This is a genomic window from Pseudomonas endophytica (genome assembly GCF_001411475.1).
In the GTDB taxonomy this organism is placed as follows: domain Bacteria; phylum Pseudomonadota; class Gammaproteobacteria; order Pseudomonadales; family Pseudomonadaceae; genus Aquipseudomonas; species Aquipseudomonas endophytica.
Genome location: NZ_LLWH01000163.1, coordinates 1 through 25,752, shown reverse-complemented (window position 1 = coordinate 25,752; position 25,752 = coordinate 1). Strand labels below are relative to the sequence as shown.

General features: G+C 55.0%; 16 protein-coding genes, 2 pseudogenes and 1 riboswitch. Of the genes and pseudogenes, 10 read left to right on the top strand and 8 right to left on the bottom strand.

From position 1 onward, the window contains the following. The first annotated feature begins 38 nt into the window (after positions 1–38). Both AQS70_RS11315 and AQS70_RS11310 read left to right on the top strand, forming a co-directional pair. Positions 39–1,688, top strand: a complete 1,650-nt coding sequence (locus AQS70_RS11315; RefSeq protein ID WP_055102860.1) for a VRR-NUC domain-containing protein — start codon at positions 39–41, stop codon at positions 1,686–1,688. Next, positions 1,685–3,937, top strand: coding sequence for an ATP-dependent DNA helicase (locus tag AQS70_RS11310; RefSeq protein ID WP_055102859.1), 2,253 nt, complete (start codon positions 1,685–1,687; stop codon positions 3,935–3,937). Before AQS70_RS11315 ends, AQS70_RS11310 begins: the two co-directional genes overlap by 4 nt. A gap of 17 nt (positions 3,938–3,954) precedes the next feature. Here the strand turns inward: AQS70_RS11310 and AQS70_RS11305 are convergent, their stop codons facing one another. The 4 genes and pseudogenes from AQS70_RS11305 to AQS70_RS11290 form a co-directional block, all read right to left on the bottom strand. Next, positions 3,955–4,230: a peptidylprolyl isomerase gene (locus AQS70_RS11305; RefSeq protein WP_047274612.1), complete on the bottom strand. Its 276-nt coding sequence runs from the start codon at positions 4,228–4,230 to the stop codon at positions 3,955–3,957. 33 nt (positions 4,231–4,263) lie between these two features. Beyond that, positions 4,264–6,009 (bottom strand): annotated as a pseudogene (locus AQS70_RS11300) (ATP-binding protein); the annotation flags it as partial. Positions 6,010–6,299: 290 nt separating this feature from the next. Beyond that, on the bottom strand, positions 6,300–7,238 hold the full coding sequence (locus tag AQS70_RS11295) for a carbohydrate kinase family protein (protein WP_055102858.1): 939 nt from the start codon (positions 7,236–7,238) through the stop codon (positions 6,300–6,302). Positions 7,239–7,312: 74 nt separating this feature from the next. Next, positions 7,313–8,788 carry a mannitol dehydrogenase family protein gene (locus AQS70_RS11290; protein ID WP_055102857.1) on the bottom strand — a complete coding sequence of 492 codons (1,476 nt, stop codon included), beginning with the start codon at positions 8,786–8,788 and terminating at the stop codon, positions 7,313–7,315. Positions 8,789–9,028: 240 nt separating this feature from the next. Here AQS70_RS11290 and cobF point away from each other — a divergent pair, with 240 nt between their 5' ends. Beyond that, positions 9,029–9,790: a precorrin-6A synthase (deacetylating) gene (gene cobF / locus AQS70_RS11285; protein ID WP_055102856.1), complete on the top strand. Its 762-nt coding sequence runs from the start codon at positions 9,029–9,031 to the stop codon at positions 9,788–9,790. A 115-nt stretch (positions 9,791–9,905) separates the two neighbouring features. Then, on the top strand, positions 9,906–11,894 hold the full coding sequence (locus AQS70_RS11280; protein ID WP_055102855.1) for an acyltransferase family protein: 1,989 nt from the start codon (positions 9,906–9,908) through the stop codon (positions 11,892–11,894). On the opposite strand, the gene AQS70_RS11275 is transcribed toward AQS70_RS11280, so the two are convergent. Beyond that, on the bottom strand, positions 11,891–13,180 hold the full coding sequence (locus tag AQS70_RS11275; protein WP_055102854.1) for a glycosyltransferase: 1,290 nt from the start codon (positions 13,178–13,180) through the stop codon (positions 11,891–11,893). The genes AQS70_RS11280 and AQS70_RS11275 overlap by 4 nt on opposite strands. 174 nt (positions 13,181–13,354) lie before the next feature. Continuing rightward, positions 13,355–13,553: riboswitch (cobalamin riboswitch) on the top strand. A gap of 94 nt (positions 13,554–13,647) precedes the next feature. Here AQS70_RS11275 and cobW point away from each other — a divergent pair. The 4 genes from cobW (at position 13,648) to AQS70_RS11255 (ending at position 20,250) form a co-directional block, all read left to right on the top strand. After that, entirely contained in the window at positions 13,648–14,715 is a 1,068-nt protein-coding gene (gene cobW, locus AQS70_RS11270; RefSeq protein ID WP_055102853.1) for a cobalamin biosynthesis protein CobW, read from the top strand. 3 nt (positions 14,716–14,718) lie between these two features. Further along, a complete protein-coding gene (cobN, locus tag AQS70_RS11265; protein ID WP_055102852.1) occupies positions 14,719–18,489 on the top strand; it encodes a cobaltochelatase subunit CobN in 3,771 nt (1,256 codons plus the stop codon). Between the two features lie 94 nt (positions 18,490–18,583). After that, on the top strand, positions 18,584–19,591 hold the full coding sequence (locus AQS70_RS11260) for a magnesium chelatase ATPase subunit I (protein ID WP_055102872.1): 1,008 nt from the start codon (positions 18,584–18,586) through the stop codon (positions 19,589–19,591). 44 nt (positions 19,592–19,635) lie between these two features. After that, a complete protein-coding gene (locus tag AQS70_RS11255) occupies positions 19,636–20,250 on the top strand; it encodes a vWA domain-containing protein (RefSeq protein WP_055102851.1) in 615 nt (204 codons plus the stop codon). 83 nt (positions 20,251–20,333) lie between these two features. Here the strand turns inward: AQS70_RS11255 and AQS70_RS11250 are convergent, their stop codons facing one another. Next, the gene (locus tag AQS70_RS11250; RefSeq protein WP_055102850.1) at positions 20,334–20,600 is read right to left on the bottom strand and encodes a hypothetical protein; all 267 of its coding nucleotides are present in this window, start codon (positions 20,598–20,600) and stop codon (positions 20,334–20,336) included. 351 nt (positions 20,601–20,951) lie between these two features. On the opposite strand from AQS70_RS11250, the gene AQS70_RS11245 reads away from it, so the two are divergent. Next, positions 20,952–22,277, top strand: coding sequence for a sigma-54 dependent transcriptional regulator (locus AQS70_RS11245; protein ID WP_055102849.1), 1,326 nt, complete (start codon positions 20,952–20,954; stop codon positions 22,275–22,277). 366 nt (positions 22,278–22,643) lie between these two features. Here the strand turns inward: AQS70_RS11245 and AQS70_RS11240 are convergent, their stop codons facing one another. Both AQS70_RS11240 and pnuC read right to left on the bottom strand, forming a co-directional pair. Beyond that, the gene (locus AQS70_RS11240) at positions 22,644–23,165 is read right to left on the bottom strand and encodes an AAA family ATPase (protein WP_055102848.1); all 522 of its coding nucleotides are present in this window, start codon (positions 23,163–23,165) and stop codon (positions 22,644–22,646) included. Next, the gene (pnuC, locus tag AQS70_RS11235) at positions 23,162–23,725 is read right to left on the bottom strand and encodes a nicotinamide riboside transporter PnuC (protein ID WP_055102847.1); all 564 of its coding nucleotides are present in this window, start codon (positions 23,723–23,725) and stop codon (positions 23,162–23,164) included. Before pnuC ends, AQS70_RS11240 begins: the two co-directional genes overlap by 4 nt. Before the next feature lie 346 nt (positions 23,726–24,071). Between pnuC and AQS70_RS11230 the strand changes: the two are divergent. Further along, a pseudogene (locus tag AQS70_RS11230) lies at positions 24,072–25,752 on the top strand (RHS repeat protein); the annotation flags it as partial.

The window sequence follows — 25,752 nt, the reverse complement described above, 5'->3', positions numbered from 1 at the left end:
TGCATAACCAGTAATCAAAGCCGTGGTTTGTTTTGCCTGTGATTTCAGATCCCCTTGAAGATCCGTTCTACTACCTCAAAAATTTTCAGCATGTACTCGATTGGGTGGCGGCCCGCTATGAGGATGTCCTAAGCCTTGAAGAGCAGCAGTTCATCGTCGGGTTCAGTCAGTTGCCAGCGGCTTCACAAGCTTTGTGGGTACGTATGGTCATGCGCAAAGGTGCGCATTTTAGAGCCAGCAAGCTGAACTATGCAGAAATCGTTGATACCCGCTCAGCCGCTCTGCCTCTTATAGCGGGAGGCTGGGTGAACGACCAAGCGCCATTGGCATTGGTTGAGGTGTTTGATGTATTGACTAAGCCCGAGATTCTAAGTCGCTTCAGTGCGCATATTAGCCAGCCCAAGGGTAAAAAGACCGAGTGGCTGGATCAGTTGGTTGCCGATTTTGCGCAGCAACAAAGCTTGAATCAATGGCTTCCTGAGCTGGATGAACACCTCTACACCCTTAATCACCGGTCCTTGTGCGATTGTCTGCGGCTGATGTTCTTTGGCAACCTGAGTCAAAGCTGGTCTGACTTGGTGTTAGCCGATCTTGGCTTGTTTACTTACGAAAAGGTCGCGTTCAGCCCTGAATCACGTGCGTTGTTCAGTCGGCTCGATATTGACGGCTATCTGCATTTGCATGCTTGCCGCCCGGCGTCTGAAGCTGGGGCCGATGCGCAGGAGATACAAAGTCGGGTACTTAGCTACCACACGGATAACCGCTGGTTACAACGGCGCCGGGCACGTTTGCTGTTTCAAATCGGGCAGTTCTACGAACGGGCGGGTGAGTGGCCTCAAGCGCTAGAGGTGTATCGCCTAAGCCTGCACCCCGAAGCGCGGTTACGCATGATCAGGGTGCTGGAGTTGCTGGGTGAGTATGGACAAGCTATGGCGTTGGCTGAGCCGGTAGACGAGGCGCCATTCACCGACTCTGAGCAGCAGCAGTTGTTGCGGATGCTGCCCCGTCTGCGTCGCAAACTGGGTTTAGCTGCACTGGCTAAGCCCAAGGCTCTGCCGATCAAACGCCTAGACCTCAGCCTTGGGCGCGATGAAGCGCTGTCCGTGGAGTTCAACGTCTTGAGCTATCTGCAAACGCCCGAAGCCCCGGTGTATTACGTTGAAAATACGCTGATCAACGGGCTGTTCGGGTTGCTGTGCTGGTCCGCTATTTTTGCCCCGTTGCCGGGAGCTTTTTTTCATCCCTATCAAAGTGGTCCCGCCGATTTGCTTGAGCAAGACTTCTACTCCCGACGTGTGGATTTGTTTGATGCTTGCCTCGCGCAATTGGATAGCGCTGATTACCGGGACACGCTACGCGCTACCTACGCGGCTAAATTCGGTGTGCAGTCACCTTTTGTGGCTTGGAGCTATCTAAGTGAAAGCTTGCTGGAGGACGCTTTGCAGTGCTTGCCACCTGAGCACTTGAAGGTGTGGTTTAAGCGATTACTGCAAGACATCAAAACCAATCGCGCAGGCATGCCCGATCTCATTCAGTTTTGGCCTGAGCAAAAGACCTACCGCATGATCGAAGTCAAAGGCCCCGGTGATCGCCTGCAAGACAACCAACTGCGCTGGCTCGCGTTATGCGAGCAACATCACATGCCCGTTACGGTGTGTTACGTGCAATGGCAGGATCTGGGCGCTTGAGTTATCGCGTAGCAGTCCGCGCCCTGTGCGAGTTCACGGCCAAAGTCGGGGACCTTGATTTGCGTTTTACCCCTTCGCCGACGGCCCAGCAGGGCATTGTTGGGCACCGAACCGTGGCCTCTCGACGCAGTGCCGAGTATCAAGCAGAAGTCAGCCTTGAAGGTCAGTATCAAAATTTGCTGGTGCGTGGGCGCGCTGATGGCTATGACCCGCAAGGTAACGTGCTGGAAGAAGTCAAAACCTATCGCGCAGACTTCACTTCGATCCCGGCCAATCACCGCCAATTACACTGGGCCCAGGCCCGGGTGTATGGCTGGCTGTTATGCCAAAGCCGGCAATTGACCACGCTCAACTTGGCGCTGGTGTATTTCGACATTGTCAGCGAGAAAGAGACCCGGGTTGAAGAGCTCTGGAGCGCCAACGATCTTGAGCAGTTTTTCAATCAGCAATGCGCGCTGTTCTTAAGCTGGGCTGAGCAGGAGATGCGCCACCGTCAGGCCCGGGATCAGGCGGCGCAGTTGTTGGCGTTCCCGCATGCGCAGTTTCGTACCGGGCAACGCAGCTTGGCCGAGGCTGTGTACAAAACCGCCAGTGGTGGCCGCTGCCTGATGGCTCAGGCGCCAACAGGGATCGGTAAAACCATCGGCACCTTGTTTCCCTTGATCAAGGCCATGCCCAAGCAGCAACTCGACACGTTAATGTTTCTCACCGCCAAAACGCCGGGCCGCAAGTTAGCGTTGGATGCAATGCAAGTGCTGTTTGAGAACAGCGTGCAAACCCCGCTGCGGGTGCTGGAACTGGTGGCACGGGACAAAGCATGTGAGTATCCCGAGAATGCCTGCAACGGTGATGCCTGCCCATTGGCTAAAGGCTTCTATGATCGTTTACCCGCTGCACGTTTAGCGGCCGTCGCTCACTCACCGCTGGACCAACAAACACTGCGCAGCGTTGCCTTGGCGCACCAGGTATGTCCGTATTATTTGAGCCAAGAAATGGCCCGTTGGGCTGATTTGGTTATCGCCGACTATAACTATTACTTCGACTTCACAGCGCTGCTCTATGGCTTGGCCCAAGCCAACCAATGGCGAGTGGCGACGCTGGTAGACGAGGCTCATAACCTGGTGGAGCGGGCGCGGCAGATGTACAGCGCGAGCCTCGATCAACACACCTTAAATGCGCTGCGTCAGAACACCCCGGCACCCCTGGACAAACCCTTCAAACGCCTAAGTCGGGAATGGAACGCGCTGCATAAAGATCAACTCGGCCCTTATCAGGTGCACCCGCAATTGCCGGCTAAATGGCTGAACGCTTTATCGGGTTGCATTACGGCTATTGGTGACTACCTCAACGATCATCCGCAGGGCCTGACAAGCAATCTGCAAGCTTTTTACTTCGAAGCGTTGCAGTTCAACCGGGTTGCAGAACTCTATGACTCGCACTTTTTATTCGACGTTAGCGTCCGCGATAGCGGCAAGCGACGTCTATCTCAGCTCAACCTACGCAATATTGTGCCCGCCGGGTTTATCGGCCCGCGACTGGCCAGTGCGCAGAGCAACGTGCTGTTTTCTGCGACGCTAAGCCCGCGTACTTACTACGCCAATTTGTTGGGGTTACCTGCCGACACGGTATGGATTGACGTCGAGTCGCCCTTTAGCGCGCAGCAACTGAGCGTTCAGGTGGTCAGCCAAATTTCGACTCGCTATGTGCATCGCGAGGCGTCCTTGGCACCGATCGTTGAGTTAATCGCTCGCCAGTTCGAGCGGCGCCCTGGCAACTATCTGGCGTTTTTTAGTAGCTTTGACTATCTGCAACAGGTCGCGCAGTTGCTTGCTGAACGCCATCCGCATGTGCCGCAGTGGCTGCAATCGCGGCGCATGGATGAAACAGCGCGCCAAGGCTTTCTCGATCAATTCACCTTGTCGAGTCAAGGAGTCGGCTTTGCGGTTTTAGGCGGAGCTTTTGGTGAAGGCATCGACTTGCCGGGCGCACGATTGATCGGCGCGTTTGTCGCCACCCTTGGGTTGGCGCAATTGAATCCGGTCAATGAGCAAATCAAGCAGCGCATGGCCAAGCTGTTTGGCGCGGGGTATGACTACACCTACCTGTATCCGGGGGTGCAAAAAGTCGTTCAGGCAGCTGGGCGGGTGATCCGTACCCAAAGCGATCAAGGCGCTGTGTTTCTGATCGATGACCGCTTTGCCGATCCTAAAGTGCAGCAGTTACTGCCCAGTTGGTGGCAATTACATTGATTGCTTGGCGGCGATGTTCAGTCGCGAAAGAACACCTGTACCAAGTGATAACCGAACTTGCTCTTAACAGGGCCGTGTACCACGCGCAGCGGCTTTTTAAAGATGATTTGGTCAATGACCCCAACCATCTGGCCCGGACGCACTTCGCCCAAATCCCCGCCGCGTTTGCCGGACGGGCAGGTGGAGAACTTTTTCGCCAGCACATCGAAGGCTTCGCCTTTAGCAATACGCTGCTTGAGCGACTCGGCTTCTTCGGCGGTTTTTACCAAAATATGGCGGGCTTGGGCTTTCATAAGACCTGTACCTTACAACTGAGGACCATTTTACGAGGGCGCGGATAATACCTGAGTTTTCGCGTGATAGCGCGGCAAGTGCAAGCGTACGCGGGTGCCAGTGCCACTTTCGCTGATGATGCTGACGTGCCCGCCTGACTGCTGCGCAAACCCGTAAATCATCGACAATCCCAAGCCTGTGCCTTGGCCGACCGGCTTGGTGGTGAAAAAGGGGTCAAAAGCTTTGGCGAGAATCTGCGGGGTCATGCCCGAACCATTGTCGCTGACCTCAAACATCACATAGTCCCCGGCTTTGATTGGCTCAAGAGCGCTGGTGTGGCTGTGGGACAAGAAAGTATTGGCGGTTCTGACCACGAGCTCTCCGCCGTCAGGCATGGCATCACGGGCATTGATAATCAGGTTAAGCAGGGCGCTTTCGAGTTGACCGCTGTCAGTGTTAACAGTCCAAATGTCATCGCCCAGCTCAACCCGTAAGTCGATATGGGCGCCTTTAGTACTGCTGAACAGCGTTTGCAAAGAGCTCACCAATTGATTGGGGTCTAACGGTCTGCGGTCCAGTGATTGACGGCGGGAAAACGCCAACAAACGATGGGTCAATGCAGCGGCGCGTTGCGCTGAAGTCACGGCAGCATCAGTGAATCTGCCGACTTCAGTGATTCTTCCGGCCGCGATATATCGCTTCATCAAATCTAAGCTACCGATAATTCCGGTGAGCAAATTGTTGAAATCGTGAGCGATTCCGCCGGTCAGCTGTCCGACTGCTTCCATTTTTTGTGCATGCCGCAACGCTTCTTCAGCCCGTTCGCGTTCTTGCATCTCGCGTTGCAGTTGCTCGTTCGCTTCGGCCAAAGCCTGAGTGCGCTGCGCTACTCGCAACTCAAGGGTTTCATTGAGGTTGAGCAAGGCTTGTTCGGTTTTTTTGCGCTCTGTGATGTCCAGCGCTGCCCCCATAAAGCGCTGAGCGCTGCCTGGGCGACCGGAGAAACACCGGCCTCGTGCAAAGATCCAGCGCACAGTGCCGTCGAGATTCAGCAAGCGATATTCTTGTGAGTACTCGCCATGCTTGGATAGACACTCCCTGATCGAGCGGGTCAGTAATCCGCGGTCTTCAGGATGAACGCCGTGCAGGTAAGCAGTGATTGGCAGTTGCCCAGAGAGTTGAGGTTCGATGCCGTGCATTTGTGCAAAGCGGCTGTCAGTCACAAACAGGTCTTGATCAATATTCCAGTCCCACGTCCCAACCCCGTTGGTGGCTGTCAGTGCCAGTTGTAAGCGCTCTTCTGTTTCGTGTTGCGCTTTACGACTGGCCAGTGAGCGTTGGCGCAACTTGATTGCAGTGCGCCTGCGACGTGAGGTCTTGACCGCCGTCATCAAGAGCCCGGCCACTTGGCCTTGCTCATCGCGCACAGGGCTAAAGGTCAGGTCCAGATACAGTTCGGTGACGTGTTTCTGATCTGGATAAAGGAAATACTGGTCCAGATACGAGCGGCTTTGCCCCGCCCAAACTGACTCAATCACCGTACGAATGAACTCTGGATATTCCGGCCAGCTGAAATGAACGGACTGAGCAAAGCCTGCCGGATGCTTGTTACCCGCTAAGGCAGCGAAACTATCGTTGTAAATTTGCGTCCGCTCATTGCCCCACAGCAGCAACATAGGCATGGGGGAGTGCATGACCATTTGCGAACTGGTTAACAGGCTTTGTGGCCATTGTGTGACCTTGCCCAATGGGCTGTTTGCCAACGCCGCAAGTTGGCGATTTGAAAAAACGGCGCTCATGGATAAGTCCCGAGAGTAAAGCTTAAAGATGGGTATTTAATGCCGGATGGCGGCTAAAGGCTATTAATGTTATTAAAAGCCTGTTTTGAAATGACTCAGCTTGCTCATGCATCGCCACCGCGGGCTTTGGCCTCCACGCGTGGCCTTGAGCCTTCGACCAACTGTGGTCGGCATCGTTCCTTAGCTCAGCACCTTAAAGGCAAATTGACCTGTGACGAGCGCGCTCGCGGGCTATATCGCGGGCTATGCCGACGCCAATAGAACACGAGCCGCTCGATTCAATACAGGGGTTAACCCAGTTGTTTGCGGTAAGGCAAATCCGGGCCGGTCTTACTGCAGGTCAGCGCGGCAGCGCGGCTGGCGAAGTCGAGCAGGGCGGCAAGTTGGGTTTTACTCAGTTGCTGCAAACCTTCAATTGAATCCAGTTGCTGTTCGGTCAACCAAGCAATGACCGCAGCCTGAAAGGTATCACCCGCGCCGACGGTGTCGGCAACGGTCACCGATTGAGCAGGCACCGACCACTGCCCGTGCGCACGGCTTACTACACTGGCGCCTTGGGCACCGCGTGTGAGAAATACCAACTGACAGCGTTGACTCAACCAAGCGTGTGCGATCTCAAGTGGATCGCGCCCCGGATACAGCAACTCAAGATCTTCATCGCTTACTTTTATTAGATCGGCGTAGGGAATGAGTTGGTTGATCCGTTTACGCCAGACCTCAATATCCGGCTCAGGATTTAAGCGCACATTGGGATCTAGGCTAATCAGGCGTTTGCCGCTTTCGCGCTGTACCAACGCGAGCAGTGTGTCGGCAATCGGTGGCACCACCAACGAAAATGACCCTATGTGCAGACCCCGCACCTCTGGCCCTAAGGTTGGCAAATGATGAGCGTGCAGTTGCCGGTCGGCGCATCCTTCACCGCGAAAGCTGTAGTTGGGCACGCCGTGGGTGTCCAGTGCGACCATGGCCAGTGTGGTAGGCGCATCAATCGCGCACCAGTACTGATCGTCAACGCCTTCGTCCAACAATACGTGTTTGAGGCGCTTGCCCAAGTAGTCCGTTGAAAGCCCAGCAAACAACCCGGCCTGGACACCCAGTCGGCGCAAACCTACGGCCACGTTGAAAGGCGAGCCTCCGGCAATCGCCTTAAACCCCACTGTATTAAGGTGTTCACCGTTGTTCTCTTGTGCGAAAAAATCAAATAACGCTTCACCGCATACCAGATACATAAGTTTTACTCGATTAAGGCGCTTACCTGTTCTCGGTAACGCTGATAGGTCTGTTTATAGGTGGGCAGGGCGGATTACTGCGCTGCCAAGCGCTCCAACGTTGCGCTGACCCCGACTTCGCGCAAACTGCTCAGGCACCACTCAAACGCTTCGACAAATGCCGCTGATTGAGCAATCGCCGTCCCGAAGATCGCCTCATCCTCCAGCAAGCGTTGCGTGAGGCGTTGCTCGTCAAGCACCAGCGCTTGGCAGGCTTGCGCCCGAGGGTCAGAAATCACATACGTCTGGCCGTTTTCATCAATGCCCTTGAGGTACAGCGCCCACGCGGCAACCACCAAGGCGGCCCGCTTCAATTCAGCGCCATCGGCGATCAAGCGGTTAATAGTCGGGACGATGAACTTGGGGAGTTTCGATGAGCCATCAGAGCACACACGCTCCAGTTGGTCGGCAATCGCCTGATTGGAAAATCGCGTTATCAAGGTATTTTTATAGTGGCTGAGGTCAATACCCGGTACCGGTGCCAGCTGTGGGGTGACGTCCAAGTCCATGTAGGCTCGAAGGTAAGCGACAAATAAAGGATCGCTCAGGGTTTCGTGAACAAAGCGATAGCCCTTCAAAAAGCCCAGATAGGTCAGGGCGAGATGGCTGCCGTTAAGCAGTTTGATCTTCATGTCTTCGTAGGGTGTCACGTCATCGGTGAACTGTACGCCAACGGTTTCCCAAGCCGGGCGGCCGTGACTGAATCGGTCTTCGAGTACCCATTGGCTAAACGGCTCGCAAACTACCGGTGCGGCATCGTCGATACCCAACTGTGCATGTAATTGCAGGCGTTGGGTGGGGCTGGTGATGGGGGTGATGCGATCCACCATGGCATTGGGAAAGTTGACGTTGGCGGCGATCCAGTCGTGTAGTTCAGGATTGCTGAGGGCTGCATACGCCAGTAGAGCTTTACGAGCCACGTGACCGTTATGCGGCAAGTTATCGCATGACATGACGGTAAAGGGCGGCGTGTTATCGGCACGGCGCTGAGCAAGCGCCGCACACAGCACAGCAAAAACTGTGCGTGGCGATTCAGGATGCGCTAGATCCTGCTGGATCTGCGGCAGTGAAGACCTAAACTCACCACTGCTGTCATCAATGCAGTAACCACCTTCGGTGATCGTCAGCGAGACAATGCGTATCTGTGGGCTGGCCAGCTTGTCGAGTACCGTTTGAATGCTGTCTTCAGCCAACAGCAGATTACCGATTGAACCTATGATGCGGCTTTGCGTAGGGTCACTATTACCCAGCTCATTCAAGGTGTACAGGTAGTCTTGAGCGGCCAGATCATCGCGTATCTGACGGTCTTCGGGGCGCAGGCCGATGCCACAAATACGCCAGTCCAGATCGCGCCCCTGATCCAGCAGTGCATGGGTATAAAACGCCTGATGCGCACGGTGAAAACCGCCGACCCCTATATGGGCGATCCCGTGCTGAGTGTCACTGGCAAGGTAGGTCGGTTTTGTGACGTTGTCAGGCAGATGGTCAAGGTTGTGACGATTTAGCTTCATGGGTGCGGTCTCATAAAAAGCGCGTCCCTATCAGGCATTAGCGCGTAAATGGCAGGGGAAACCTTGCTGTGAGGTCCGGATCGACAAACGGTAATGTTTGTCTACCTGCTCGTTAGAAGGGTCTTTGCTCAGGCAAATCGAGCCATGATTTCGCGTTTATTGTGCGGTTACGACGGTTGATCATGCCGTCTTATCTATATTCCTACCAGTTACAGACATTTATCCGTAGGACAAAATTCAATGAAGACACTGTTCTTGATAGGGATAGGCGCAGGCGACCCAGAGCACATAACCGTGCAGGCAATCAATGCACTCAATCGTGTGTCGGTGCTCTTTGTGCTCGACAAGGGCCACGTCACAGAAGATCTGGTTAGACTGCGTTTGCAGATCTGCGAGCGTTACATTCGCAAGCCCAACTACCGCGTGGTACAGGCCTGCGACCCTGTGCGCGACAGCGCTAAGGCCTCATACACCCAAGGTGTAGAGGACTGGCATGAACAACGGGCCGAGGTGTTTACACGGCTGATTGATGATGAGCTGGCTGACGGCGAATCCGGTGCTTTTCTGTTGTGGGGCGAGCCTGGGTTATACGACAGTACGCTGCGTATTTTAGAGCGTGTGCGGGCTAATGGCTGCAGCGACTTTGATTACCACGTGATTCCCGGTATCAGCAGTGTGCAAGCGCTGGCTGCTCGGCACCGTATCCCGTTGAACGGCATTGGCCAGCCGATTCGCATTACCACTGGCCGGCGTCTGGTGGCCGAAGATTTGGACAATGTGGTGGTCATGCTTGATGCCCACTGTGCATTTCAAGCGTTTGTGCAGGAAAACGTCGATATCTATTGGGGGGCTTATCTGGGCACCGAGGATGAGATTTTGATCTCAGGCAAGCTTGCGGATGTTTGTGATCGGATCAAACTGACCCGCGAAGGTGCTCGCAGTCGTAAAGGCTGGATTATGGACACTTACCTGTTACGCAGACGCATTGATACATCTCATTGAAGGAACGCCAATAGATCTCTGTCCTACACATAAGAGGGATTGTGACTACGGCGCGTATCCTTGCTTGGAGGTTAGCTTCGCTACTGGCGACTGACCTCAAACAAGGAAGCGTACGATGCGTGAACCTTTACTGGCTTATATCCCCGCTATAGATGGCCTACGCGCCATTGCCGTTCTTGCGGTCATTGTTTTCCATGTCGACTTTCTCGACTTGATGCCCGGTGGCTTTACTGGGGTCGACCTGTTCTTTGTCATTTCCGGGTACGTGATTAGCCAATCCCTAAGCCTGCGAAGTGATATGAGGCTAGTCCCATTTTTAATGGACTTTTATCGTCGCCGACTTTTACGCATATTGCCGGCACTGTTGGTCGTTTTGCTAACCAGTTTTTTGTTCTGTGCCTTGTTCATGCCGCAGTTTTGGCTGAGCGACCAGATCAATAACAGCGGATTAGCGGCCTTTTTGGGCGTGAGCAATATCGTGCTGGCCTGGAGCACAGATACCTACTTTTCGCCAGGCAATGATCTCAACCCGTACTTGCACACTTGGTCGTTGGGGGTTGAAGAACAGTTTTACCTGATTTTCCCAGCGCTTTACTTTGTTTGGCTTCGCTACAGAACGCGATTAAAGATGGTTTGGATGGTACTGCCATTGATGGCAGTAGCTTCGTTAGGGGTGAGTGCCTACGAAACTCAAACCGATCAGTTGGCCGCTTTTTACCTACTCACTGGACGCTTTTGGGAGTTGGCGGCTGGGGCTTTGTTGTTTCAGGTAGTGGGGCCCAAACGTGGCTCGCTACGTTCCAGAACTGTGGCGACAGCTCTACTGAGCGGTGGCTTTGGGTTGCTGCTGGCGGGATTTCTATTCGCAGGGGGCAACGGCTTTCCGTTTCCATGGGCATTGATCACCGTAGGCGGGGCAGGGCTGATGATCACCGCCGTGGTCCTGCCAGCACAAGGTTATCACTCTGTTTGGCAGCATTTACTGCAGGCCCCTTTACTGATTTACGTCGGTCGTTTGTCTTACTCGCTTTACTTATGGCACTGGCCGGTATTGGTGGTGCTCAGATGGACCGTCGGTACTGAGTTGCTTGTCGTGCAGTTGTTGTATCCCCTGGTGGTGTGGGGCTTGGCGGCTGGGACGTATCGCTTTATCGAAACACCGTTACGTTCTGGTCAGGCTTTTTGGCAAAAACAGGCTTGGGCCACCGTGATGGTGAGTGTCGTCGCTGCCGGGTCATTTGGGTGGGCAGGTTATTGGATCAGCCAAAATACTGAGCGCCTTTCACTCAGCCAGACTCGCGATACCTATAACTGGTATGCCTACAGTCACTATCCCAGAGAGCCGATTGACAAAATTAACGATGAGCGACTCTTAGAACGCCAGTTGTTTGTGGTTGGCGACTCGCACGCCGCAGGCTATCGCACATTGCTTAAGCTGACTTCGCTAAGGCTAGGCGTCAAAGTGATCGAATATGAGCAAGGTGGGTGCGGCGTGGTCACGTTGATGGAAGCTGATCCGACTCGCTGTTTGGCACGCCGTGAAGCGGATTTCAAGGACATTGCGGTGCGGGCAAAACCGGGTGACATCGTATTTCTCGCTTCACTGCGCATGCCCGAGCTTCAGGGGCGCGGTAGAGCGCGCTGGAACGAGGAGGTGATCGACAAGATCCTTGATGAGCAAACTTTAGACCGTAGTGTGGGTGCTCGACGCTCGGCCGAATCGGTACTTTCGAGTCTGCAAGCGGCGGGGCTGAATGTGCTGATAGACGCTCCTAAGCCTTTGTTGAGAGCCTCTGCAAATCGCTGTTCAGACTGGTTCAACCACATGAACCCGGTTTGCGCGGCGGGTCTGACGATCAATCGCGATGTGCTTGAGCGACTGCGCGCGCCGCAAATGCGCCTATTGGAGGCGTTACAGCGCGAGTACTCCAATCTTCACGTATGGGACCCATTTGCGTTGTTGTGCCCGGGTTCGATTTGCTCCGCATACGATGCTGATCAGTTGCCGTTATTCTTTGACTCAAACCATTTAAGCGGTCATGGCAATCGGGTGCTTGAGCCGTCTTTTATCAACGAGCTGCTCAAGATCTGGAACACACCCTAAACGCGGTTTTTTGCCTCGATCCACTGCGACATGTACTGAGTACTCTTGTGTTGATGATGGCGCAGCATAACCCCGGTGAAATTATTGCGCCGGTGCTGTTCAAGCTCCGCTAGGCAGTCTTTAATCCGCTGAACCAGCGCCGGCCCGTGGGTGCTTTGCAAGTAACGCGCCTTGAGCAGTGCTTGCCCATGCTGTTGCGCTTGGCGCCAAGCCTGTGGGTTCTGATACAGCTGAACGGCCGTGTCGGCAATGGCGCTTGCACTGTGTTCGATGGCCCCAGGCCAAGGCCAATCACCGTGCATGCCTTCGGCGCCAATGGGCGTGGTCACGTTAGGCGTGCCGCAGAGCATGGCATCTGCAATTTTGCCTTTGATACCCGCACCAAACCGCAAGGGAGCCATGCAAATGCGCGCATTACTCATTACGGCAAGTGCGTCTTCGGCCCAGTTCAAAACATGGAAGCCTTGCTTGGGGTTATGCAGAGCGGTGGCTTTAGGCGGGGTATAGGCGCCATAAATGTGCAATTGCGCATCGGGAAGCTGTTGGCGAATCAACGGCCAGATATGCGTTTTCATCCATAGCACGGCGTCCCAGTTAGGGGCATGACGGAAGTTGCCAATGCTCAAAAAATGCTGACGCTGCTCAAACGGTACAAATTCGGTGGGAACACTATCGACCATCAGCGGGCACCAATGCAGTAAAGCGTCGGGCACGTGGAACTGCTCTGTCAGCAAGTCGATTTCGTATTCGGAAATCATCACGTTCAGATCACTGCGATAAATGGCTGCAATTTCCCGTTGTGCCAAGTCGGCATCGGCCATGTGTGCATATGTCTGCTCCGGCGTCGGGGCAAACAAGGCGCTGATGTCATCCTGCTCTGGGTTGCGTTTAAGATGCGCTTTGAGTTGCTGCTGACGCGCATCACGCAGGCTCTGCAGATCGGAGGTTTCAAGCACGCGCAAGGCGTTCGGGCAGTGCTTCTCAACCCGCCAACCGAACTGCTCCTCCATCATAAAGCGGTCAAACAGCACGATATCCGGAGCTAGCTCACTGACAAAGGCATCAAAACTGCTGTTGTTCAGTTCGATACAGACTTCATTAATGCCCAGCGCCGCCAGGTCGGCCTTGTGTTCTCCAACTCCGGCGGGGCTGCTAAAAGTGATGTGCCAACCTGCCTGCAAAAAGCTCTCAATGATTTGCATCATATGCCCGCCCGCCGCCGAGGACCGCGGTTCGGGCCACACGTAGCCAATAATCAGAACGTGGGTAGGGCGGGGCGACGACATGGACAGATCCTTGAAGCAGGTAGGCTAAAAAGGCGGCAATTAAAGCACAACCCCGGCCCGCAGGCGCTGCCTAAGGCTGCGATCTGTTGACCTTGCTAATCAAAAGATTGCGCAACAAGCTCGTTCCTGCAGTGAGCGGTGTCAGACCAACATTGACCTGTTACCAAGCACTGCGTAGCCTTGCACGTTCGAGGTTCTTCGCGACGCGAAGCTAAGATGGGAACGCGGTATGCCGCGGCTGCCCCCGCAACTGTAAACGGTCAATAACTCTGCCAAGCCACTGCTGATTCAGCGGGAAGGCGCAGGGTAGGGGTCAGCCTAAGGCAGACGCCCAGCCGTAAGCCAGGAGACCTGCCTCGTACCTGATTCTTACTTCAACCGGGCGGGGTGATCCGGTGGCGAATACTTACCGCTTATATTTGGCGGTTCTCGTCCCGTATGCCCGCCGCTTTGCCAAAGGGCATCCGATGAAAACACTGGCCAAAACTCCCGTCACCATCGTTACTGGCTTTCTCGGCTCGGGTAAAACCACCTTGCTGCGCCATATCCTGGACAACGCTCAAGGCCGTCGTATTGCGGTGATCGTCAATGAATTCGGTGAGTTGGGCATCGACGGTGAAATCCTCAAACAGTGCTCGATCGGTTGCACCGAGGAAGAAGCCAACGGCCGGGTCTATGAATTGGCCAACGGTTGCCTGTGCTGCACCGTACAGGAAGAATTCTTCCCTGTGATGCGTGAGCTGGTTGCGCGGCGCGGCGATATCGACCACATCCTGATTGAAACCTCGGGTCTGGCGCTGCCAAAACCGCTGGTTCAAGCGTTCCAGTGGCCAGAAATCCGCAGCGCCTGCACCGTGGACGCGGTGATCACCGTCGTTGACAGCCCAGCAGTAGCGAGCGGTACCTTCGCCGCGTTCCCAGACAAGGTTGACGCTCAGCGCAAGCTGGATCCGAATCTGGACCATGAGTCGCCGCTGCACGAGCTGTTTGCTGACCAGTTGGCCAGCGCCGACTTGGTGATCCTAAATAAAGCGGACCTGATCAACCCAAAAGACTTGGCTAAAGTCCGTGCCGAAGTGGCTGAAGAACTGCCACCGGCGGTGAAAATCATCGAAGCCAGCAGCGGTCGTCTGCCGCTGGACGTGTTGCTGGGGTTGGGCGCTGGTTCTGAAGACCACATTGATAGCCGCCACAGCCATCACGACCATCATCACGAAGGTGATGATCACGACGACCATGACCACGACGCGTTTGATTCGATCTCCATCGAACTGCCGCAAGCCGAAGAGCGCCTGCTGCTGGATGCCTTGACTGCGTTAGTAATCAAGCACGAAATCCTGCGTGTTAAAGGCTTTGCGGCGATTCCGGGCAAGCCGATGCGTCTGTTGATTCAGGGTGTAGGAACGCGTTTTGACAAGCATTTTGACCGGGCTTGGGGCAGTGACGAGGCGCGTACGACCAAGCTGGTGTTGATCGGTCAAGAGCTGGATGCGGCGCTGCTCGAATCCACCTTGCGTAAAGCGTTGGGTGCTTAAACCATGCATTTGCTCAGGACTCAGCCCGGTGGTTTTGTATCGGACGACAACATTGCCGACCTAGGCCAAACCCCGGCCGAGCTGGTGATCCTGTGCAGCGGTGATTCAAGTCTGGCACTGCTCGCGGACGCCGCGCAGCAGTTGCCTGAAGATTATCCAAGCCTGCGTCTAGCCAACCCGATGCAGGTGCAAAATCATGGCTCGGTCGATTTATATGTCGATCAAGTACTGCAACACGCCAAGATCATATTGCTGTCATTGCACGGCGGGATTGGTTATTGGCGCTACGGTATTGAGCGCTTGATGCAGCTGGCCGAGCGCGGCGTGACCCTGATTCTGGTGCCGGGTGATGATCGCCCAGACCCAGAACTCAGCGCGTTGAGTACCGTGCCAGCCGAGCAGGGCGAACGTCTTTGGCACTTTTTACGCCAAGGCGGACGGCACAACGCATTGCAACTTTATCGTTGTCTGGCCAGCCTTTGGTTGGGCCGCGATTATGCGTGGGGTGAGCCGCAGGCTTTGCCGCGCACAGCCATTTATCACCCGCAGCATTCATACCCTGAACTTGAGCATTGGCAGGCTGACTGGCACGTCGGGCAACCTGTGGCGGCCGTGCTGTTCTATCGCTCACACTTGCAAGCGGCGAATACGGCGTTTATTGATGTGTTTTGCCAGCGCTTGCAGGCGGCTGGGCTTAATCCCTTGCCCATTGCGGTGGCCAGCCTCAAAGAGCCGGGTTGTATGAGCGTGGTGCAAGACTGGCTCGACGAAGTTGAGGCCGGAGTGATCCTCAATACCACCGGTTTTGCCCAGTCCAGCCCTGAGGCGCCGCATTTACGGCCTTTTAGGCGCAATATCCCGGTGATTCAGGCCATTTGCGCTCAAGACAACGAGCCGGGTTGGCGCGACAGTGAGCAAGGCCTCGGCCCGCGTGACTTGGCGATGCACATTGCATTGCCTGAGTTGGACGGGCGAATCATCAGCCGTCCTATCAGCTTTAAAGATTTGGCTTGGCGCAGTGAGCGTAGCCAGTCGGATGTGGTGTGCTATCGCGCGCACCCAGAGCGTATGGACTTTGTCGCGCAGTTGGCGCGGCGCTGGGTCGAGTTGGGCCGTGTACCGAACTCGCAAAAGCGGACTGCCTTGATTCTGGCTAATTACCCGACTCGTGATGGCCGTATCGGCAATGGCGTTGGGCTCGACACCCCTGCGGCCGCGCTGAATATCTTACGGGCCTTGCAAGCACAGGGTTATCCGTTGACCAGTGAACTGCCTGAGTCCGGTACGGCGTTGATACAGGCGTTGTTGGGTGGGGTCAGTAACGACCCCGACAGCCTTGATCTGCGGCCCTGCCACCAGAGCTTGGGTCTGGATGAGTACTTGGCAATGTTTAATCAATTGCCCGAAGCCAATCGCCAAGCGGTGAACGAGCGCTGGGGCGCCCCGCACAACGATCCTATGTTTCGCAGTGGGCGGTTGATGATTGCGGGGCTGCGGTTTGGCTTGACCTTTGTCGGGATTCAACCTGCCCGAGGCTATCAAGTGGACGCCAGCGCCGTCTACCACGACCCTGATCTGGTGCCGCCGCACGCCTATTTAGCATTCTACTTTTGGCTGCGACACACCTACGGCGCTCACGCCGTGGTGCATGTGGGTAAACACGGCAACCTAGAATGGTTGCCGGGTAAAGGTGTTGGCCTGTCTGAACACTGTTGGCCGGACGCGATCCTCGGCCCTTTACCCAATGTGTACCCGTTTATCGTCAATGATCCAGGGGAAGGCGCGCAGGCTAAGCGGCGCACTCAAGCCGTGATCATTGATCATTTAATGCCACCACTGACCCGCGCTGAAACTTACGGCCCGCTGCGCGACCTTGAGTTGCTAGCCGACGAGTATTACGAAGCCCAGTTGCTGGATCCGCGTCGCGCCCGGGAGTTACAACGTGACATTCTGAAGCTGGTGCGTGACACGCGGATTGATCGCGAGCTGCAACTGGACGACAACTTAGATAGCGACGCTGACGCGGCAATTTGGCTACCGCGTCTGGACACCTATTTGTGTGACCTCAAGGAGTCGCAAATCCGTGATGGGTTGCACATCTTTGGCGAGTCACCGAGTGGTCGCCTGCGCATTGATACATTGCTGGCCTTGCTGCGCATCCCCCGTGGAGATGGGCGGGGTGCTCAATCCAGCTTGCTGCGGGCACTGGCCAAAGCCTTCGAGTTAGCTTTTGATCCACTGGACTGCGCGTTAAGTGAGCCGTGGGTTAAGCGTCGGCCTCCAGAGTTGATGTCCGTCAGCGAAGCGCTGTGGCGAACGGCTGGCGATAGCCGTGAACGGCTGGAGTTATACGCTGCACGGCTAATTGAGCAGGCGTTGGAGGGTAACTTAGACTTGCCGGGCAGCGAACAGTGGTCCGAAGTCCGATCCATTTTCGATGCGTTGCTGGAAGTAGTGGCGCCGCGCTTGGACGCGTGTGGTCCTGCGGAAATGCAAGGCTTGCTGGATGCCTTGAGCGGGCGTTTCGTCCCCGCGGGGCCCAGCGGGGCGCCGAGTCGCGGACGGCTTGATGTGCTCCCCACGGGGCGTAACTTTTTTTCGGTAGACGTGCGTAACCTGCCAACTACCACCGCGTGGCGTATCGGCTTCCAGTCGGCGAACCTAATTTTGGAGCGTCATCTGCAAGATCATGGCGATCACTTGCGCCAGCTCGGATTGTCAGTATGGGGCACAGCGACGATGCGCACCGGCGGGGACGATATTGCCCAAGCCATGGCGCTGATGGGCGTACGTCCGGTCTGGGCCACAGGTAGCCAGCGCGTCGATGACTTTGAGATCTTACCGATTAGCCTGCTTGATAGGCCCCGGGTGGACGTGACCTTACGCGTGTCGGGTTTTTTCCGCGATGCCTTTGCCAATCTGATCCGACTGTTCGACGCCGCCGTACAAGCGGTCGCCGCTCTGGATGAGCCGGATGACCTTAACCCGTTGGCGGCCAAGGTGCGCAGCGAGCGCGAGCAGCTTGAGCGTGACGGCGTGGCTGCGGACATCGCGGCGCGCCAAGCGGGCTGGCGAATTTTCGGGGCCAAGCCGGGTGCCTATGGCGCCGGTGTGCAAAATGCGATTGATGGGCGCTTATGGCAGAGTCGAGAGGACTTAGCCGAGGTCTACCTGAACTGGGGGGGTTACGCCTATGGTGGCGCTGATGAAGGCAGCGCTGCGCGGGCTCAATTCGCTCAGCGTTTAAGTCAGGTCCAGGCAGTGGTCCAGAACCAAGACAACCGCGAACACGACGTGCTCGATTCCAATGACTACTACCAGTTCCAAGGGGGTATGTTGGCAGCCGTTGAAAGCCTGAGCGGCGCAACCGCTGCCAGCTACCACGGCGATCACAGCCAGCCGGATTTACCGAAAATCCGCACCCTTAAAGAAGAGTTGAATAGGGTGATCCGTTCGCGTGCAGCGAATCCGAAGTGGATCGAGGGCGTTAAACGCCACGGCTATAAAGGCGCGTTCGAGATGGCGGCGACCCTTGACAACATGTTTGCATTTGACGCGACGACTCAGTTGATCGACGACCACCAATACGCTTTGCTTGCGGATGCGTATTTGCTAGACCCGGACACCCGTGATTTTGTACAGCAGCACAACCCGCATGCCTTGCGTGACATGACCGAGCGACTACTGGAAGCCCAACAGCGTGGCCTATGGAGCGAGCCGGGCGAGTATCGCGAGGCGCTGGAAAATCTGTTGCTGGATATAGAAGAAGACTGAATTTACGCCCCTGTCGGCGCGAGCTTTTAGATGCTCAAAGACCGTGAGCACGCTCATGCCTACACGAGTAGCCCCATTGATTAAGGCCCAAAACATGACAAACATCCTCCATTTTCCGTTGTCAGCGGTCGTCGGCGCGGACTCGCTGAAATTAGCGCTGTGCCTGACGGCGATTGACCCGAAGATTGGCGGTGTGTTGATCGAAGGTCCTCGTGGGATGGCCAAGTCTACGTTGGCCCGTGGCCTGGCCGATGTTTTAGCGGATGGCCCCTTTATCACTTTGCCTCTAGGGGCGACGGAAGAGCGACTGGTGGGCACGCTGGATCTGGACGCCGCACTGGGTGAGGCCAAGGCTCAGTTCTCACCGGGCGTACTGGCCAAGGCCGACGGTGGCGTGCTGTATGTCGATGAAGTCAATTTGCTAGCGGATCACTTGGTCGATGTGCTGCTGGACGCTGCGGCCAGCGGCATAAATAGGGTGGAGCGCGATGGTATCTCCCATCGTCATTCAGCGCGGTTTGTATTGATCGGCACCATGAACCCCGAAGAGGGTGAGCTTCGCCCGCAGTTGCTTGATCGCTTTGGTCTGAACGTGGCCATGGACGACCAACCACAACCTGTTGAGCGCGGAGAAATTATCCGCCGCCGCTTAGCGTTTGATAACGACCCAGAGGGTTTTTGCGCACTCTGGGAGCAGGCTCAAGAGAAGTTGCGCCAACGTTGCCAACTGGCGAGGGACAGGTTGCAACATATTGTTTTAGACGATGACTCCTTGGCGGTCATCACCGAGCGCTGCTTCGCCGCAGGCGTAGACGGTCTGCGGGCGGATCTGGTCTGGTTGCGCGCTGCGCGGGCTCACGCTGCTTGGCGGGCGGCTGATGCTATCAGCACCGAGGACATTAATGCTGTAGCCGAGTTTGCCCTGCGCCATCGTCGCCGCGAACAGCCGCCGCAGCGACCCAGCGCTGATCAGCCGCAGCCACAGTCTGAAGCGGCGGGTAGCTCCTTGAGTACGGGCCAAGGCCAGTGGGGTGAGCTGCCTGCACAGCCGCAAGCAATGGGTCATCGACGAGAAGTACCGAGCTGGCCAAAAAAGCCTTAGGCGTTCGCCCTCGTTCAGCGGCGGGGGCGGATGCCAAACCTAAGTTGGGAACACTTGAGCAAGGTCGGCAGGGCGCTGGCCGCAGTGCTGAACGCGGGGCAATTAATTGGGTGCAAACCCTGCTGCGCGGTCGTCCGCAAACGCTTGATGACCTTGCCTACCACAGTCGTAAAAGTGCGGCTCAGGAGCTGTGGCTGATTGTGATAGATGCCTCTGCCTCAACCCGAAGGCATCAAGCGCTCAGCGATGCAAAAGGGCTACTGGCTCAACTCTTCGAAGATGCTTACCGCCAACGCGCTCGAATCGCGGTGATGACGGCCAGTGGGAGCGCGCCACACTGGCACATCAGTGGGGGCAAGGCCTCAAAGGCCCTGGACATTTGGTTGCAAAACTTAGGCGCAGGCGGTGGAACGCCGTTGTTTGAGGCGTTACAAGAGATTGCACGCTGGCTTGTAACGCGTCGCAAACAGTTCCCGCAGGAGCAGCAACGTTTTTTACTGATGACAGATGGCCGATTAAAAGAGCAACCGATATTGCCGAAGTTGGAGTGTCCGGGGGTATTGATAGATATCGAGCGGGGGCCGATTCGTCTGGGTAAAGCGCTGACAATGAGCGCAGCGTTAAATATTGAATACCGCCATATAGACGCCTTGAATTGATAATAGGCGCGAACGTGCTCGGGATCTTTTAATCATTAATGATCACCTGCACGTTCGTTCCCGGCCCAAAACAGATTTTAAAATTAAACAGGCATGGCCCAAGGCTGGAGCGCGTAGCCTTCGTCGCTCAACTCGTTGCGAGCTTGAGCCAGCAGATCTTTCAGCTGGTTGGCATCAGACAGTGCGCTAAGTGCAATTTGCTTACGTCCAATGCGTGTGTTGGTGCGGTCAATCACAGTCAGGCTCAATTCGCCTTGGCCATCAGGCGCAGCCCAAGCTACGCATTGAAAGGGTTCAAAGGCGTGGCCGGCAATCAAAAGTGCTTCGTTGAAACGGAGCGGGGCGTTCATAGGGTCTTCTCTCATGTGTGCCCATCAAATGATGAACCGTCGGCTGGGCGTACCGTTCGGTTGGTTACTAGTACTGATGTCTCGAGACCTACTTCGGGTCACACCGGTACGTCATTTTTTTAAAATTTTTTATGGGCGTTGATTTAAATCAACGCTGAGTCGCTACCCATCCCCTCACTTAAATGACTCTAGAAACGTTTGCTATGCCTTTGGATTGGCAAATCTCAATTGGCTATCAGCGTTATAAAAAAACGTTACAAGCCAGGCCCAAACTTGTTGCTAACGTTAAGCTCACCGGTTTTTAAAACTTTGAATATACAACTCGTTTTTTACTGATGTGAAGGATCACTCATGCTTGCAATGTCATCACCTCGGCGCTTGTTAGTGGTTGATCCTTATGAAGATTGCCATCAGTTATTACCTGAGCTGCAAAAAATGGGCTGGTCAGTGGACAGTTGTAGTCTGACGTCGGTAGTTGGGCGTTCGTGTGATGTTGTTTTGTTTCGATTGTTGTCCGAGCACCTTGAGCATCCAGCGCCCCTTAAGGAAATGATCAGTCGTAGCGGCGCGCAGTGGATTGCTGTGGTGAGCCCAGAGGTATTGAAGATCAAAAATGTCGGTGATTTCGTTTACGAGTGGTTTTTTGATTTCCATACCTTGCCGTTTGACGTGGCACGCGTACAGGTCACCCTCGGTCGAGCGTTCGGCATGGCCCGCTTGCGTGACCAGATGTTGAACCATGTTGACACTCAAACCCATGAACTGTTGGGTGAGAGCCGCAGTGTGCGTGAGTTGCGTAAGTTGATCGGTAAATTCGCGCCGAGCGAATCGCCGGTTCTGATCCGCGGTGAAAGCGGCACAGGCAAAGAGTTGGTTGCACGCAGCTTGCATCGTCAGTCTCTGCGTCACGATCAGCCGTTTGTTGCGATCAATTGCGGGGCAATCGCGGAGCATTTGATTCAATCTGAGCTTTTTGGCCATGAAAAAGGCGCCTTTACCGGCGCTCATCAACGCAAGATCGGGCGTATCGAGGCCGCCAACGGCGGCACATTGTTGCTCGATGAAATCGGTGACTTGCCTCTGGAGTTGCAAGCTAACCTCCTGCGTTTTCTGCAAGAAAAGCACATTGAACGAGTAGGAGGGGTGAATCCGATACCGATCAATGTACGTGTACTGGCCGCCACCCATGTCGATCTCGAAGCGGCGATCCACTCAGGCGGCTTTCGCGAAGATTTGTATTACCGACTCAATGTTCTTCAGGTCAGCACAGCCCCTTTGCGTGAGTTACATGGTGATCTGAGTCTATTAGCCAATCACTTTTGCCGCATTTACAGTCTTGAAGCCGGTCGGCGTCCACGCCCTTTCAGTGAGGGGGCTCTGATCGCGATGGCCAACCATGCCTGGCCGGGCAATATTCGTGAACTGGCCAACCGTGTTCGGCGTGGCCTGATACTGGCTGAGGGACGACAAATCGAAGCCGCGGATCTAGGTTTAGACGTTCCCACCCATACCGTACTTAGAATGGACACCCTCGAAGACTACAAACATCGGGCTGAGCGGCAGGCTCTATGCGATGTGCTGCACCGTCACGCGACTAATCTGAGCGCTGCGGCCAAGGTCCTGGGTGTCTCTCGGCCAACTTTTTATCGGTTATTGCACAAGCATCAAATTCGTTAGGTCGCGGCTGTTGAGTGGCCGCTACAAGTGCTGCGAGGGCATAAACCATTGGCTTAAGAGCATCGGCAGTATTCATTGCAGACTCCATACTTTAGTCAACCTAAGCTCTTTCTAAGTTGGGTTATAGGCTGGCAATAGCTAAGCAAGTGACATGCCTATATAAATTAATTGTTTTATAACAATAGGTTAGTTGTACGTTCTCAACACTAACGGTGCAGAGTGTTTCATAGATGAGCGGGTTTTAAAGCATGAGCCTGACTGGCACAGCGCGAAGCTGTATCAATATTGAGACAGTTCTACTGAGCTATTCTCTGACCTCAGTCTTTATAAGGGTTTGAGCGGGATCAACTGTTTCAACAACGGACATTAATCGAGTAACCGCTCTACGCTAGCAAAGGCTTGTTGCTGACGTGTGAGCCAATCTCCCGTGATGACTTGCATCGGTTGGTGATGAACTTCAAGCCAGTGGCGACTGGCGTTGAAAAACGCCTGACGCTCCACCAGCAAGGGCTGGCAGCGTTGACCGTCTTGGGTCCATTGCACGTCATCCGGTGACAGCAGCAAATGCAGATCGTAACGACGCTTCAATAATTCGGGTTCTAGCCAGCAGGGGCAGTCACCAAATAAGGTTTGGCTCCAGAGCATGTTGCTCAATAGGTGAGTATCCAAAATCAGTAGATCAGGCTGTTTGGCGCGAGCTTGATCTTCCCACTCAAGTTGCCCACGCGCGATATCTGAAATATCTCCAAGGCAGGTATCACGTGGGTTTTGCTCAATGAAATAACGCACATACTCGCCCACCATAAGGCCGCCAAAATGCGCGTGTAACTGCTCCGCGAGCCAGCTCTTACCGCTGGATTCCGGCCCCGCCAGAACTACGACCTTCATGAACGCAACGCCGGATCAACACGCCAATCACGCCAGCCTTGAATGGCGATTACGGTAAACAGGGCATACAAACCTGCGGTCAGGTACATGCCCTTGTAGGCAAAAAGACCGACGAAAATCACATCCACCACGCACCAGAGCGCCCAACACTGCAATCGTTTTTGTGCCATCCAGAGTTGCGCAACTAGGCTAAAAGCCGTGAGAGCAGCGTCGAGCCAAGGTTGAGCGGCGTCGGTCCAGTGGGCCATGGCTGCGCCAAGCGCTAGACTGCCAATCGCACCAATACCTAGACCCAAGGCAATTTGCCGTGTTTTCAATGATGTCACTTGTCGGCCCTGATGCTGAGCACCAGAGCGGGTCCACTGCCACCAGCCGTAGATTTGCAAGAACGCATACACCCCTTGCAGCAGCATGTCGGAGTACAGCTTCACATCGAAGAAGATCCAACTGTAGAGCAGCACCATCACCAGCCCAATCGGCCAGCACCAAGGGTTTTGTTTGACTGTTAGCCAGACGGCAATAACGCCCAGTGCGGCGGCAAACAGTTCAAGCCCGGACATTGGCAATCCTTGGAGATGGGAAAGCCGGGGATTGTACCTGCAGCGGTTACCATTTTGGGAACCTGCAGTAACACTTCACTTTGATCTGGCTTGAAATCGGCATGTGACTGAGTTCTCTATCTTTAGCAACTGGCCAGTCATCTAAGCCACAGAGCGGCTGCCTGCTAAGGGTGAATACACGCTAGCGTTCAACGCGCTGTCAGACAGTGCCGGCAAGGCGGATACGAATGCGCTTTAAATGTTGTAACTGAACTTATCTGGATACAAAGAGTGTCAAGATTAGTCGGGAGGGATGAGCCCTGATCTCTACACTTTTTAATTATTGTGCAGTTCAGGACATCACCCAATGCAGCCTTCTTTACATCAACACACGCCATCGCTAACGGCGTTTGATCCTCGTGGGTTGAGCGTCCGTGACGTGGACTATTACCGTCAAAGCGCCCAAGACAGCCCTCAAGCCCGAGTCAGCCGACGCGTATTCGGTCGTCGAGGTGCGCTCAATGAGCAGTGGGACCCGCGCCTGACCGCCATGCGCCAAAGCGACGCAAGCGTAAAACCCAATCAGCGTCTGTGTCACTCCTTGTCGGGCCGCGAGTTAGTGAGTGACAGCGTAGACAAAGGGCGTCGTATCACATGGTTTGGTAGCGCTGGGCAGGTCCTTGAACGCAGGGATGCCCGCGGCGCCTGCGAGTCGTATGAGTATGATCGGCTACTACGCCTAACTCGGGCATTTGAACAATCCAGCGACCAAGCTACCCGAACAAGTGTTGAGCAGCTAACCTATGGGAAAACCACCTCATCTGAAGCCGCGCGTAATTGCTGCGGCAGGCTCATTCATCACGTTGATCCAGCAGGTCAGTTACTCTTTGGAGCCTATGATCTGCACGGCCAACTCTCGACCCAAACCCGACGTTTTACGGATGAGTTGCCAGACAGCGCAGGGCACACCAGCACTTGGCGTTATCAAGCTTTAGGTCAACTAATCGAGCAGACGGATGCTAAAGGTAACCTTCAGCATTCCCAGTATGCACAGGATGGTTTGCTGGTTCGTTTCGGTGTCACGCTGAACGATGGCCACCACCACACCCTGCTCGAACAGCGACTTTACAGTGCCTCTGGGCAGGTGCTCAGCGAGCGTGCAGGTAACGGTGTACTGAGTGTGCTTGAGTACAACGCGTTTGATGAGCGTCTTAAGCACTCGCGCAGCTTTCGAGTAGGCAAGTTCAATGAGCCTTTGCAAGATTTGGCCTATATCTACGACCGTGTCGGAAATGTGTTGAGTGTGAGTGACGCGGCTCAACCGATTCAGTGGTTTGATAACGCCCGAACCGAGGCAAAGAACACATACCGCTATGACACCCTTTATCGCCTGATTGAAACGACGGGACGTGAAAGTAGCCGCTCTGTCAGCGGGCCGAATCTGCCTGAGGCGTTGGCCTTTAGTGCGACCCAAGGCTCCCTGTGTCGTAACTATCGACAACGTTATACCTACGATGCCAGTGGCAACTTGAGTACGTTGCAACATTTGCCAGAGCATGCCACTGGCTATACGCGGCAAATGAATATCGCTACTCAAAGTAACCACAGCCTCCAGCAGACTTTGGTCGGTACTGCTGCGGGGTTGGGCAGGGGGTTTGATCAAAACGGCAATCAGTTGATGCTCGAACCTGGGCAAATGCTCAGTTGGAATGTGCGCAATCAGTTACAGCGTGTCACCCAAGTAGTTAGAGCCGAGGGTGTGGACGATGATGAAATCTATCGCTATGACGGCAGCGGCCAACGTGCACTGAAAATTCGTCGCAGCCAAGCTAAAAATCAGCAACACACCAACGAAGTACGCTACTTGCCTGGCCTTGAGATCCGGCGTAACAGCGCAACCGGCGAGTGGCTCAATACTGTGATCGTGACGGCAGAGCTCAACAGCATTCGTATCCTGCACTGGGAGCAAGGTTGCCCCGAAGGCATTGAAAATCAGCAAATACGCTTCGGCCTTTCGGATCATCTGGGCAGCAATACGCTGGAGCTGG